Below are 12,285 nucleotides of genomic sequence, written 5' to 3'. Positions count from 1 at the left end.
CCGGTCCGCATGCTGGAAATCGGCTTCCTCGTCGCCCACCCCGGCGACGAGGATCGCCGCCGTGCCCGCGCTGAGCGAAACCCCGGTCCGACCCAGGTCCCGACCCTTCGTGCCGCTGATGTCGGTGAGCCTGCTGACGGGCATCGGGTACGCGCTGGCGGGCCCGTTCCTGTCGTTGTTCCTGATCAAGGAGGTCCGGGCGGGCCCGGTCGCGGTCGGGGCGTTCCTGCTGATCGCCTCACTGGTGTCGATGGTGGTGAGCACGCTGCTCGGGCGGTTGTCCGACTCGCGGGCGATCCGCCGCGCGCTGCTGGTGGCGGCCGGGGTGTCGGGCGGGCTGGCGTGGGTGCTGTTCGCCGTGCTGCGGGACTACTGGCTGCTGCTGGTCGTCGCGGTCACGGTGTGGGCGGTGGCGTCCGCGCAGATCCCGCAGATGTACGCCTACGCGCGGCAGCTGCTCGAACGCAGTGGCTCGACCAAGGCGCCGTTGGTGATGAGCGGCCTGCGGACGACCATGTCGATCGCGTGGGTCGGCGGTCCGCCGCTGGGCGCGCTGGTGCTCGCGGGCAGCGGGTTCACCGGCCTGTTCGCCGTCAGCGCCGCGGTGTACGTGGTCGCCGTCGTCGTGATCCTGGTGTGGCTGCCGGAGCTGGGGCCGTCCGCGCCGCCGTCGCCCGAGGTGGCACGGCAGTCGGGGCTGCGGCGGGAGGTCGTGCTCGCGGCGGCGGCGTTCGTGCTGCTGCAGTGCGCGACATCGCTCGGCGTGACGGCGATGCCCTTGTTCGTGACCGAGAGCCTGGGCGGCACGACCCGGGACGCGGGCCTGGTGCTCGGGCTGTGCGCGGCCTTGGAGATCCCGCTGATGCTCGGCTTCGGCGCGTTGGCGATGCGGCACAACCTCAGGCTGCTCGTGCTCGGGGGCGGCGCGGTCGCGCTGGTGTACTACACGATCATGCTCCTCACCGAGGCGACCTGGCAGGTCATGGCCGCGCAGGTGCTGCACGCCGTGGTCATCTCGGCGGTGATGGGCCTGGGCATCTCCTACTTCCAGGACCTCGCGCCCGACCGGCCCGGGTACGCCAGCACACTGTTCACCAACACCTACAAGACCAGCGCGATGCTCGTCGGGCCGTTGCTCGGCCTCGCCCAGCACCTCGGCTACCGCACCGCGTACGGCATGGGGCTGGCGATGTCGGTGCTGGGGTTGGCGATGCTGCTCGCCGCACGTCCCAAGTCGGCGATACTGGCCACGTGATCGACGAGTTGCTGCGGCGCCAGGACGACTTGCAGGCGCAGGCGGACGCCGTGGTGGCCGACCTCGGGCTGCCCGTGCTGCTCTCGGCGCTGGGGGAGCCGGTCCGGACGGGCAGTTCCGCGTTGGGCCTGATGGTGGTGCCCGACATCGACATCACGGTCGCGTGCCCGTCGCTGGACCGGGACGCCGTCGTGGGGGTCGCCGCCCGGCTCGCCCGGCACGAGCGGGTGCGCGTGGTGCAGTTCCGCAAGGACGACCGCCACTGGAACGCCGAACCGGACGCCTACCCCGACGGGCTGTACGTGGGCGTGAAGTACCGGGACGGCGCCGGGCCCGAGTGGAACGCGGACATCTGGTTCGTGGACGAGCCGGAGCGCCAGCCCGACCTCGGGCACGTGCGCACCCTGCCCGACCGGATCACGCCGGCGGCCCGGGCGGCGATCCTGCTGATCAAGCACTCGCGTCCGGACTACCGCAGCTTCGACCTCTACCGAGCGGTGCTGGACGACGGCGTGCGGACACCCGGGGACTACGACCGGTGGCGGGTCACGCACGGTCAGTGAACCGACCGTTTGGTTTGCGCTCTTCGAGCGGTTCTCCGCGAAATTCGGGTCTCGGGGCCCTCGGCGTTGCTAGACCTTCCTCAGGGGGAGGAGGTCACGGTGCCAAAGGGTTTCTACACCGACGACCGCGGCCGGGTCCGGCCGGTCGCCGGCGGGGGCGGGCGGAGCAGGTCGGTGCTGCTGGCCGGCTTGATCGCGCTGAGCGCGGTCGGGTACGGGGGAGCGGTCGGCCTCAGCGCGGGCGGCTCCGGTGGCGGTGGCGGTCCGGGGCCGAGCGTCGAGGAGCGCAAGGCCGAGGGCGGCGACCTCGCCCGGCGGGGTGACGCCGACGGCGCGTGGCGGCGGATGGGGCTGCACGGGCTCAAGCGGACGGAGAAGCAGCAGGCCGCGTGCGTGGACGCGGCGTTCGGCGCGGTGCGGGAGTTCCTGCGGAGGACCGGGTGCACGTCGATGGACCGGGTGCTGTTCACCGTGGGGGACGACGTGGGCAACTCGGCGGTGATCGCGGTGGCCTGGGTCGCGTTCGGCTCGCGGGGCGACGCGCAGGAGTTCCAGGCCCTCATGGACGCGCCCGGGACCGGTGACGTGAAGGCGCTGGGCGCGGCCCAGGTCGGGCTCGCCGACGTGGCGTTCACCGGCGCCAACTACGGCTCGGACCGCGACCGGACCACGGTCACCGTCGCCGAGGCCGAGATCGCGACCGGCTACGTCACGCCGGAGGTGCTGGACGCGTTGGCGGAGGTGGCGGCGCAACTGCCCCGGTGAACCGGGGATCGCCGAACGACGCCCGGCGCGCGGCCCGGCGCAACGTGCGCAGCAGCACCGGACCGGTCACGAGCACCAGGATCGTGGTGGTGACCGCGCGGCCGACGTCCCAGCCCAGGGACGTGGCCAGGCTGAACGCCACCACGCGCACCAGGTTGTCCAGGATCGGCGCGCCGGGTTGGAAGGACAGCGTGGTGCTGCCCGCGCTCAACGCGAACGGCCAGAACGACAGGTTCAGCAGCAGCCCGTAGACCAGGGACGCGATGCCGCTGTACGCGGCGAGCAGCGCGAGCTCGGCCTTGCCGCGCGCCGACGGCAGCAGACCCGCCCCCAACGCCACCCAGGCCGCGCCGAGCATCTGGTACGGCAACCACGGCCCCACACCGCCCGTGAGCAGGGCGGAGGCGAACAGCATGGTGTTGCCGAGCACGAACCCGAACCCGGGCCCGAACACCCGGCCGCCGAGGATCAGCAGGAAGAACACCGTCTCGATCCCCGCCGTGCCCGCGCCGAGCGGGCGGATCGCCGCGCCCAACGCGGACAGCACGCCCAGCATCGCCACGGCCTTCGCGTCCAGGCCGCCCTCGCTGATCTCGGCCAGCACGACGGCCAGCACGAGCGGCAGGAGGAGGGCGAACGTCCACGGTGCCGTCGCGCCCTGCGCGATGCCGGCGTCCGCGGAGACCAGCAAGGGCCACCCGAAGGCGACCACGCTGATCGCCGCCGCCACGGCCAGGGCGAGGGTGGCGCGTGGCCGGATCCGAACCGGGGGGTTCACCGGGCCGCCAAGGCCGCGCGGACGTCCGCCACCGTCAGCCACGGCAGCGGGGCGAGCACCTTCGCCACCTGCGGCGAGAAGACCGGGGACGCGGTGACCACCTCGGCGGTCGGTCCGTCGGCCACCACCTCGCCGTCGGCCAGCACCACGACCCGGCTCGCGTACTCCGCCACGAACTCCACGTCGTGCGTCGCCAGCACGACCGCGTGGCCGTCGTCGGCGAGCTCGCGCAACGCCGCCGCGAGCCGCGTCTTCGCCGGGTAGTCCAAGCCACGCGTCGGCTCGTCCAGCAGGACCGCCCGCGGCGACGGGGTGAGCGCCACGGCCAGCACCAGGGCGAGCCGCTGCCCCTCCGACAGGTCACGCGGGTGCCGGTCGTCCGGGATGCCCGGCGCCAGCCGGTCCAGGAACTCGCGGCACGTGCCCCCGGCCTTGCCCGACTCGCGGTCCGCCTGCGCGCACTCGCCGCCGACGGTGTGCAGGTACAGCAGGTCACCGGGCTGCTGCGGCACCAGGCCGATGGCCTTGCGCCGCGGACCCGGCTTGAGCGTCGCCGGGTCCACGCCGTCCACCGCGACCTCGCCGCCGGACCGCTTGCCCGTGCCCTGCACCGCCCACAGCAGGCTCGACTTCCCCGACCCGTTGCGACCCATCACCGCCACCCGCTCACCCGCGCCGACGCGCAACGACACACCGCGCAGGGCGTCCACAGCGGAGTAGCGCACGCGCAGGTCACGCGCGTGCACCAACTCCGCCGACCGCGGCGGTGACGCCGCCGGCGGCCGGGGCAGGCGGTCCCGCAGCGGACCGGCCAACCGCCGCGCGTCGCGGATCGACACCGGCACCGACTCCCACCCGGCCAGCTGGCCCAACCGCACCACGGGCGGCGCGACCGGGGCGTCCGCCAGCACCGGGCCGGGCTCGCCCGCGACCGGCGGCAGACCGCCGCCGGGCAGCCACACCACGCGGTCGGCGTACTGCGCGACCCGTTCCAACCGGTGCTCCGCGATCAGCACGGTCATGCCCAGGTCGTGCACCAGCCGGTGCAGCGCGGCCAGCACGTCCTCCGCCGCACCGGGATCCAGCGCCGAGGTCGGCTCGTCCAGCACCAGCACGCGGGGGTGGGCGGTCAGGGCGGCCCCGACGGCCACGCGTTGCTGCTGCCCGCCCGACAACGTCGCCAGCGGCCGGTGCCGCAGGTCCGCCAGGCCCAACAGGTCCAACGTCTCCTCGACCCGCTTGCGCATCACCGGCTGCGACAGCGCCAGCGACTCCATCGAGTACGCCAGCTCCTCCTCGACCGAATCGGTGACGAACCCGGCCTGCGGGTCCTGCGCCACCAGGCCCACCACGTCGGCCAGTTCGCGCGGCGGGTGGGTGCGGGTGTCACGGCCCGCCACCAGCACCCGGCCGGTGAGCGTGCCGCCGGTGAAGTGCGGCACCAGGCCGTTGACCGCGCGCAGCAGCGTCGACTTGCCCGACCCCGTCCGCCCGACCACCAGGCAGAACTCGCCTTCCGGCACGTGCAGGTCCACCGCGGCCAACGCGGGCGCGTCGGCGTCGCGGTAGGTGACGGAGACGTTCTCGAACCGGATCACGTGTTCACCTTGCTCCTGGCGCCGACGTTCCTGGCGATGATGACGGGCGCGAGCGCGCACAGCAGACCGGCCGCGGGCAGCAGCGGCAGTTCGGGCACGGTCAGCGGCACGGTGCTCGGCGTCAACGCGCCGCCGCCCAGGTCTTGCGGCGCGAGGTACGTCGCCAGCGCCGCGACCAGCCCCGACCCGATGATCACCAGCTCGCGCGGGCCCCACCGGTCCGGCCGGTACCGGCTGCGCCGCACCCGCCGCGACCCCGTCCACAAGCCCGTGATCGCCAGCGCCGAGCCCACCACCAGCATCGGCGTGCCGACCACGCCCGGCGCGCCGCCGCCGAGCAGCCCGTAGGCGCCGACGCACAGCCCCAGCAACCCGCCGAGCACCAGCGCACCGGTCACCACCCTGGTCCGCCTCGGCAGCCCCGCCGTCCGGCCGTACCCGCGCGAGTCCATCGCCGCGGCCAGCACCAGCGACCGCTCGAACGCGTCCTCCAACACCGGCACCATCAGCACCCGCATCGCCTTCACGCCGCGCACCACGTCACCCCGCAACGCCCGCGCCCGCCGCACCGACCGCGCGCTGGCCACCAACTGCGGCGCCACCGTCAACGCCACCACCACCGCCACGCTCACCTCGTACAACGCGGCCGGCAACGACCGCAGCAGCCGCTTGGCGTTGGCCAACGCGTTCGCCGCGCCGACGCAGCACAGCAACGTCGCCAGCTGGAGCCCTTGGTACAACGCGAACGCGAGCCCCTCGGCGCTGACCGGGCCGCCCAGCCTGATGCCCTTCGTCCACTCCGGCAACGGGATCTCCGGCAACGTCACCAGCACCGTCGGCCCGCTCACCCCGCCCAGCAGCACGTGCAGCACGACCCGGATGGCGAGCACCACCAACGCGAACTTCAGGAACACCCCGTAGGCGCCGGCCCACGGGGTGTCCTCCCGGCAGGACACGGCCACGTACCCCGCGACCGCGATCACCAGCGCCAACAGCACCGGGTTGGTGGTGCGGCCCGCCACGGCGGCGAGGCACAGCGCCCAGAGCCACCACGCGCCGGGGTGCAGGCTCACTCCGTCGCCTTGGCGCGCCGGCGCGCGGTCCACAGCCCCAGACCGGCCAACGCGGCGATCACCACGATCCCGACCACCAGGCCGACCGTGCCGCCGGACGACGTGCCCGCCGTCGGCTCCACGGCCACCGACGTCTCGCCCGTCGGCGCGGTGGAACCCGACGTCGTGCTGCCGGACGTCGTCACCGACGAGGGCGGCGGAGTCGTCGTCCCGGCCGTGGTCGACGCGGACGTCTCGGACTGCTGGGTGGTCTGCTGCGTCGGCTGACCCGGTTGTGGTGGCGCGGGTTGCGCCGGCTGCCCGGGTTGCGCGGGCTGACCGGTCTGACCCGGCGCGGGTTGTTGCGGCGCGGGCTGGGTCGGTTGCGGCGCGGGCGCGGGGGCCGGCGGTGCGATGCCCGGCGGCTCACCCGCGCCGAACGACCAGCCCTCGACGCTTCCCGGAGCGGGGTCGTACGCGCCGGCGCTCGTGTTGCCGTAGACCCACGAACCGCCGGGTCGGCCGTGCCAGTAACCCCAGTACGCGGTGGTCGGGGAGGTGTTCACGCACGGGTCGCTGCTCGGCTTGCCGTTGATCCGGCACACGAAACCGGGCTGCCGGGACGCGAACGTGTAGCCGAACCCGGCGGCGGTCAGCGCGGCCGTGCCCGAGGCGGGATCGCCCGGCGCGCAGCCCGTCTGCACGCCGCCGCCCAGGGAGCGGAAGTCCACGACCACCGTGACGCCCGAGCAGTCGGCCGCCCGCGCGGTCAGCGGTGCGGACGTCAGGACGAGCCCCACGGCGGCCAGCGCCGTCAGGCCGCGCCGCAACCGGCCGGTCATCGTGTCACGAGCGCGGCCGTGCCGCGATCAGGTGCCGTCACTTCCGCGCCTCCGCGTACCGCCGACGCGCCAGGCCGACCGCGAGCACGCCGCCCACCAGCAGCAGCGCGCCGATCCACAGCATCGGACCGACCTCCGCGCCCGTGCGGGCGAGGTTGCCGCGGTTGCCCGCCACGGTCACCACGGCGGCCGTCGTCGTGCTGGTGGCAGCGGTGTCCGAGGTGGCGGTGGCGTCCGTGGTGGTCGTCGTGGTGTCCGAAGTGGACGACGAGGTCGACGTCGGCGTCGTGGTGGTGACCGGGCAGTCGAGCACCGGCGCGTCCGGCGTGCCGCCTTCCGCCTTGAGGTCCGCGAAGTTCACGCCCACCAGGCCGAGCACGCCCTGTGCGCTCGCGCGCAACGAGGTGGCGTGCGTGAACCCGGTCTTGTCGAACGCGATCGCGCCCCGCCCCGCCTCCGCGGCCGTGCAGCCGACCTGCAACGACGTCAGGAACCTCGCGGCCAGGTCCGCCGCGGCCGTCCGACCGCCCGCGCGCAACGCCTGCGCGGCCAGCCCGGTGCTGTTGGCGTTGCCCTCGCCGGCCTGGCCCGCGTCGCGGAACCCGCCGCCGGGCTGCTGCACGCCGGTCAGCCAGTCGAGCGCCGTGCCGGCCTCGGCGGTCCGGTCGACCGCCAGCAGCGCCTGCACGACCATCGCGGTCGCGTCCACGTGCGACTCGCAGGCCTCGGCCTCCAGCACCAGCGGGAACCCGCCGTCCGGGCACCGCGTGCCGACGAGGTAGTCGACGGCGGCCTGCGGCGCGCCCTCCCAGCGGTCCAGCGCGAGCACCGCGAACGCCTGGGTGAAGCCGTTGGAGTAGTCGCCCCACTGCGACTTGTCCTGGAACCGGCCGGACGGCGCCTGGAGCGCGGTGAGGCCGGCGATCAGGTCCTCGCCGCCGAAGGCCGTCGGGTCCTGGCCGCGCACCTGGGCCGCCAACGCCAGCTTGGCGTGCGCGCCCGCGTACGACTCGGCGGGGTCGCCGGAGTGCAGGTAGTTGGCGATGATCGCGGGCTCGGCGAGCCACGCGGTGGCCTTGTCCGAGCTCGCGGACGCCACGCCGGCCGCGGTGAACGCGAACACCGCGTCCAGCGTGAGGCCCTGGTCGGGGTAGGCGACACCGTCGAAGACGTTCTCGAAGTGGTCGCCGTCGACGAGCTGCCGGGCGAGCCAGCCGGCGGCGGCGTCGCTCACGTCCGCGGTGGGCGCGACCCGTTCCTGGCTCCAGGCTGCGGGAGCGGCCGCGAGCGCGGCGACCGCGGCGGTGGCGATGACGGCGGCGGTCCGTCTCAACGACATGTTCGGCCTTTCCGGGGGCAAGGCGTGAGCGGACCCCGGACAGCCGTGACCGACTTCCCCCGGGCTCCGACCCGTGGACCTCGACGGTGTCAGGAGCGTGGCACGCGCGACGGGTGTTCGGGCTCGTCCCGGGTGGGACCTACCGTTGCGGGTCAGCGCCGGATTTCGACCGGCTTCCCCCGTATCGCGCGCGATTGCCGATCGTCTGTCACGGACCTTGGCGTGTCAATCCGCCTCTAGCGCGATGCTGCTCACCCCTACGTACGGTTACCGTCGGGCGATCCAGTCTGGGGAAGAGGGGTGTTCGATGACGACTCTGGCGTCCGTGCGCGACGGTTTGGTGGCGTGGGTCGCACGGCGTTCGGCGACGCGGTGGGTGTTGGGCAAGATCGGTTCACGGGCGTTTGCGCTGCTCCCGGACCGCGCGCTGGTTCCGCTGAAGCGGGACGGGGTGGTGCCGGTGCCCGAGTTGGAGCGGATGCGGGAGTCCGGCGCGGTGCACCGGATCCCGGTGCCGTTCGGCTTGCGGGTGTGGTTGGTCACCGGTCAGGACGAGGCGAAGAACGTGCTTTCCGACACAGGGGCGTTCAGTAACGATTACGCGCGGCTCGGCGCCGCCGTCGGTCGGTTGGAGCAGTCGCCCGGTGGCCTCGGCTTCGCCGACCCGCCCGACCACACCCGGCTGCGCAAGCTGCTCACGCCGGAGTTCACCATGCGCAGGCTGTCGCGGCTCGTGCCGCGCATCGACGCGATCGTCACCGAGCGACTGGACGCGATGGAGGCCGCGGACGGGCCGGTCGACCTGGTGCGGGAGTTCGCGCTGCCGGTCCCGTCGCTGACCATCTGCGAGCTGCTCGGCGTGCCCTACGAGGACCGCGACCGGTTCCAGGAGCTGGCGGCGGCCCGGTTCGACGTGTTCAGCGGCGCGGGGCAGGCGTTGGGGGCGATCTCCGAGTCGCTGTCCTACATGGAGGAGATCGTGCGTCGCGAGCGCCGGTCCCCGGGCGACGGCCTGATCGGCTCGATCATCCGGCAGCACGGCGACGACGTGAGCGACGTCGAGCTGGCCGGACTCGCCGACGGCGTGCTGACCGGCGGGTTCGACACCACGGCGTCGATGCTCGCGTTGGGCGCGATCGTGCTGCTGAAGGACGACGCCGCGCGTTCGGCGATGCGTGACGACGACGCGGCGGCCGCGCCGTTGGTCGAGGAGTTGCTGCGGCACCTGAGCGTGGTGCAGGTGGCGTTCCCGCGGTTCGCGCGGCACGCGCTGCGGGTCGGCGACCAGCAGATCGAGGAAGGCGACGTGGTCGTGGTGTCGCTGTCGGCGGCGAACCGCGAGGGCGCCTCGGAGTTCGACGCGGGCCGTTCGTCGTCGTCGCACCTGGCGTTCGGGTACGGCGCGCACCGGTGCGTCGGCGCGGAGTTGGCGCGGCTGGAGCTGCGCGCCGCCTACCCGGCCCTGCTGCGCCGCTTCCCGAACCTGCGCCTGGCCGACGAGCGGCCGGCGTTCCGGACCGCGTCGATCGTGCACGGCGTCGAGTCGCTGTACGTGCACACCCGCTGACCTGAGCGTCGAACTCGGGTGTCCCGAACGCAGGACGCGGTCGTTCGGGTACCCGAGTTCTCCGTTCGGGCGGCGGACGTGCCCGCGACGTTGTAGCTCTGCTTAACGTGGCGTCATGATGTTTCACTTTTCTTGAAGGCGGTCGTGGGGGACGGTGGTCCCATGACCGGACGTGGTGTGCTGCGGTTGGGTGTGCTGGCCCTGTTGTGGGGCTCGGGGTTCCTGTGGATCAAGGTGGCCCTGACCGGGTTGTCGCCGGTGCAGATCACGGTGATCCGGTGCGCGCTCGGCGCGGCGGTGCTGGTGGTCATGGCGCGGGTCGGGCGGCAGAGGTTCCCGGCGAGGTTGTGGGGCCACCTGGTGGTCGCGGCGTTCTTCTGCAACGCCTTGCCTTTCCTGCTCTTCGCGATCGGCGAGCAGACCGTCGACTCGGGCGTGGCGGGCGTCCTCAACGCGACCACCCCGCTGTTCTCGCTCCTCATCGGACTGGCGATCGGCACGGACCGCGGCGTCACGCCGGTCCGGGTGGCCGGGCTCGTCCTGGGCTTCGCCGGCGTCCTGCTGATCTTCGCGCCCTGGCAGCGGCACGGCCTGGCCGGCGTCGGCGCCCTCGTCCTGCTCGGCGCGGCGGCCGGCTACGCCGTCGCGTTCGCCTACATGGGACGCAAGCTGGTCGGCCAGGGCGGCCCGATCGCGGTGTCCGCCGCCCAGCTCACCGCCGCCACCGGGCTGGCCGCCGTCATGCTCCCGTTCGACCACACCCCGGCCACGCCCAACGCCACCGCGATCGTCGCCGTGGTGGTACTCGGCGTCTTCGGCACCGGCATCACGTTCGTCCTCAACTACCGGATCATCGAGGACGAAGGCCCGACCAGCGCCGCCACGGTCGGCTACCTGCTGCCCGTCGTGTCCGTCGCGCTGGGCTCGATCGTGCTGGACGAGCCGCTGACGGCGCGGATCGTGGCCGGGATGGCCGTGGTGCTGGTCGGTGTCGCCCTGACCCGGTTGGCCCCGGCCAAGCGGCCGGGAGAGCGAACCGGGCGTTACCAGTTGTCGGTTATCTCCACCGAGCGTGACGGGGGCGGCGGCCGTTCGGCCGACCTCCGTTGACCATGGCATAAGCGCTGGTCAGGCTGCTGGTCTGGACCTCGGACGAGTGACCGTTCGCTCCGTCAACCCTGCGTCGGGGCGCACTCGCCCGGGTTCACCAGAAGGAGCCAACCCGTGCGTCCTTTCCGTCGAACGCTCACCGTCCTGGCCGTCGCGACCACCGCCGTCGGCCTCACCGCCACCACCGCCTCGGCCGAACCCCTGCACGAGGCCGACATCGTCACCGCGACGGCGTCCGCGACCGTCCACCCGATCAAGGACTCCTACATCGTCACCCTCGGCGCGACGGCCCGCGGCGGCGCTGGCGTGGCCGCCGCGGCGGGCGTGACGCCGACCCACGTCTGGGACGCGGCGTTCCACGGCTTCGCCGCCAAGCTCACCCCGGCGCAGCTGCGCAAGCTCAGCCGCGACCCCGCGGTCACCACGATCGAGCAGGACGTGCTGGTCACCGACGCGCTCGACGCCACCCAGGCCAACCCGCCGTCGTGGGGCATCGACCGGGTGGACCAGCGCAACCTGCCCCTGTCCAGCAGCTACACCTACAACTACACCGGCGCGGGCGTGCACGCCTACATCATCGACACCGGCATCACGCCGGGCCACGCGGACTACGGCGGCCGGGCCACGTTCGACTACAACGGCATCGACACCAACAACACCGACTGCCACGGCCACGGCACGCACGTCGCCGGCACCATCGGCTCGAACACCTACGGCATCGCCAAGGGCGTGCGGCTGCACGGCGTGAAGATGATGAACTGCTCCGGCGGCGCGACCACCACGTCGGCGCTCAACGCGATCAACTGGGTCACCGCCAACCACACGAAGCCGGCCGTGGCCAACACGTCGTGGAACTTCACCGCGTCGGCCAGCCTGGAGACCGCGATCCGCAACATGATCGCCGCGGGCGTCTTCCTGGCCACCTCGGCGGGCAACACCGGCGGCAACTCGTGCGACCGCCTGCCGCGCAAGGTGGAGACGGCCAGCGTGGTGGCGTCCTCCACGAACACCGACGCCCGGTCGTCGTTCTCCAGCACGGGCGCGTGCGTCGACCTCTACGCGCCGGGGAGCTCGATCGTCTCCACCGTCCGCACCGGCGGCTCGGGCACGATGAGCGGCACGTCGATGGCGACGCCGCACGTGGCCGGCGTGGCCGCGCTCTACAAGCAGCGGTTCGGCGACCAGTCCTCGGCCACCGTGCACAACTGGCTGAACTCCGCCGCCACGCCGAACGTCGTCAGCGGCGGCGGCACCGGCGGCACGGTCAACCGCCTGCTGTTCACCAACGGCCTGTGAACCTCCCCGGGGGGGGGGGGGTTTGCGCCCTCCCCCCCCGCGCCGGGGAAACCCCCACGGTCCACCCAGAACAAAAGTGCCTCGCCCCCCCGGAAAAAGGTGGCGAGTCCCACACCCAAA

General features: G+C 73.3%; 11 protein-coding genes and 1 riboswitch. Of the genes, 6 read left to right on the top strand and 5 right to left on the bottom strand.

Features of this window, described 5'->3' with window-relative positions:
- The first annotated feature begins 61 nt into the window (after positions 1-61).
- The 3 genes from ACZ7GX_RS21670 (at position 62) to ACZ7GX_RS21660 (ending at position 2,583) form a co-directional block, all read left to right on the top strand.
- Positions 62-1,255 carry a sugar efflux transporter gene (locus tag ACZ7GX_RS21670; protein WP_498778957.1) on the top strand — a complete coding sequence of 398 codons (1,194 nt, stop codon included), beginning with the start codon at positions 62-64 and terminating at the stop codon, positions 1,253-1,255.
- Positions 1,252-1,818, top strand: coding sequence for a hypothetical protein (locus ACZ7GX_RS21665; protein ID WP_498778955.1), 567 nt, complete (start codon positions 1,252-1,254; stop codon positions 1,816-1,818). The genes ACZ7GX_RS21670 and ACZ7GX_RS21665 overlap by 4 nt, the downstream gene beginning before the upstream one ends.
- A 99-nt stretch (positions 1,819-1,917) precedes the next feature.
- The gene (locus tag ACZ7GX_RS21660) at positions 1,918-2,583 is read left to right on the top strand and encodes a hypothetical protein (RefSeq protein ID WP_498778953.1); all 666 of its coding nucleotides are present in this window, start codon (positions 1,918-1,920) and stop codon (positions 2,581-2,583) included.
- On the opposite strand, the gene ACZ7GX_RS21655 is transcribed toward ACZ7GX_RS21660, so the two are convergent.
- The 5 genes from ACZ7GX_RS21655 to ACZ7GX_RS21635 are packed head-to-tail and all read right to left on the bottom strand — an operon-like array spanning position 2,528 to position 8,192.
- Positions 2,528-3,361, bottom strand: coding sequence for an ECF transporter S component (locus ACZ7GX_RS21655; RefSeq protein ID WP_498778952.1), 834 nt, complete (start codon positions 3,359-3,361; stop codon positions 2,528-2,530). The genes ACZ7GX_RS21660 and ACZ7GX_RS21655 overlap by 56 nt on opposite strands.
- Positions 3,358-4,959, bottom strand: coding sequence for an ABC transporter ATP-binding protein (locus tag ACZ7GX_RS21650; RefSeq protein WP_498778951.1), 1,602 nt, complete (start codon positions 4,957-4,959; stop codon positions 3,358-3,360). Before ACZ7GX_RS21650 ends, ACZ7GX_RS21655 begins: the two co-directional genes overlap by 4 nt.
- On the bottom strand, positions 4,956-6,032 hold the full coding sequence (locus ACZ7GX_RS21645) for a CbiQ family ECF transporter T component (RefSeq protein ID WP_498778950.1): 1,077 nt from the start codon (positions 6,030-6,032) through the stop codon (positions 4,956-4,958). The genes ACZ7GX_RS21650 and ACZ7GX_RS21645 overlap by 4 nt, the downstream gene beginning before the upstream one ends.
- On the bottom strand, positions 6,029-6,853 hold the full coding sequence (locus tag ACZ7GX_RS21640) for a hypothetical protein (RefSeq protein WP_498778949.1): 825 nt from the start codon (positions 6,851-6,853) through the stop codon (positions 6,029-6,031). The genes ACZ7GX_RS21645 and ACZ7GX_RS21640 overlap by 4 nt, the downstream gene beginning before the upstream one ends.
- Before the next feature lie 37 nt (positions 6,854-6,890).
- Positions 6,891-8,192, bottom strand: a complete 1,302-nt coding sequence (locus ACZ7GX_RS21635) for a peptidase (RefSeq protein ID WP_498778948.1) — start codon at positions 8,190-8,192, stop codon at positions 6,891-6,893.
- Positions 8,193-8,283: 91 nt separating this feature from the next.
- Positions 8,284-8,396: riboswitch (cobalamin riboswitch) on the bottom strand.
- 103 nt (positions 8,397-8,499) lie between these two features.
- On the opposite strand from ACZ7GX_RS21635, the gene ACZ7GX_RS21630 reads away from it, so the two are divergent.
- From ACZ7GX_RS21630 to ACZ7GX_RS21620, 3 genes are all read left to right on the top strand, one after another.
- Entirely contained in the window at positions 8,500-9,759 is a 1,260-nt protein-coding gene (locus tag ACZ7GX_RS21630; protein ID WP_498778946.1) for a cytochrome P450, read from the top strand.
- Between the two features lie 162 nt (positions 9,760-9,921).
- Positions 9,922-10,869 carry a DMT family transporter gene (locus tag ACZ7GX_RS21625; protein ID WP_498778944.1) on the top strand — a complete coding sequence of 316 codons (948 nt, stop codon included), beginning with the start codon at positions 9,922-9,924 and terminating at the stop codon, positions 10,867-10,869.
- A gap of 114 nt (positions 10,870-10,983) precedes the next feature.
- Positions 10,984-12,165: a S8 family peptidase gene (locus tag ACZ7GX_RS21620; protein WP_498778942.1), complete on the top strand. Its 1,182-nt coding sequence runs from the start codon at positions 10,984-10,986 to the stop codon at positions 12,163-12,165.
- The last annotated feature ends 120 nt before the right edge of the window (positions 12,166-12,285 follow it).

The sequence above is a fragment of the Actinosynnema sp. NPDC037264 genome (assembly GCF_055603705.1).
The sequence above is the reverse complement of the archived record's forward strand: the minus strand, read 5'-3'. Positions and strand labels throughout refer to the sequence as shown.

Coding starts and splice junctions, on each gene's coding strand:
- ACZ7GX_RS21640 (WP_498778949.1), bottom strand. CDS start 6,853: ATGACCGGCCGGTTGCGGCGCGGCCTGACGGCGCTGGCCGCCGTGGGG.
- ACZ7GX_RS21635 (WP_498778948.1), bottom strand. CDS start 8,192: ATGTCGTTGAGACGGACCGCCGCCGTCATCGCCACCGCCGCGGTCGCC.
- ACZ7GX_RS21630 (WP_498778946.1), top strand. CDS start 8,500: ATGACGACTCTGGCGTCCGTGCGCGACGGTTTGGTGGCGTGGGTCGCA.
- ACZ7GX_RS21625 (WP_498778944.1), top strand. CDS start 9,922: ATGACCGGACGTGGTGTGCTGCGGTTGGGTGTGCTGGCCCTGTTGTGG.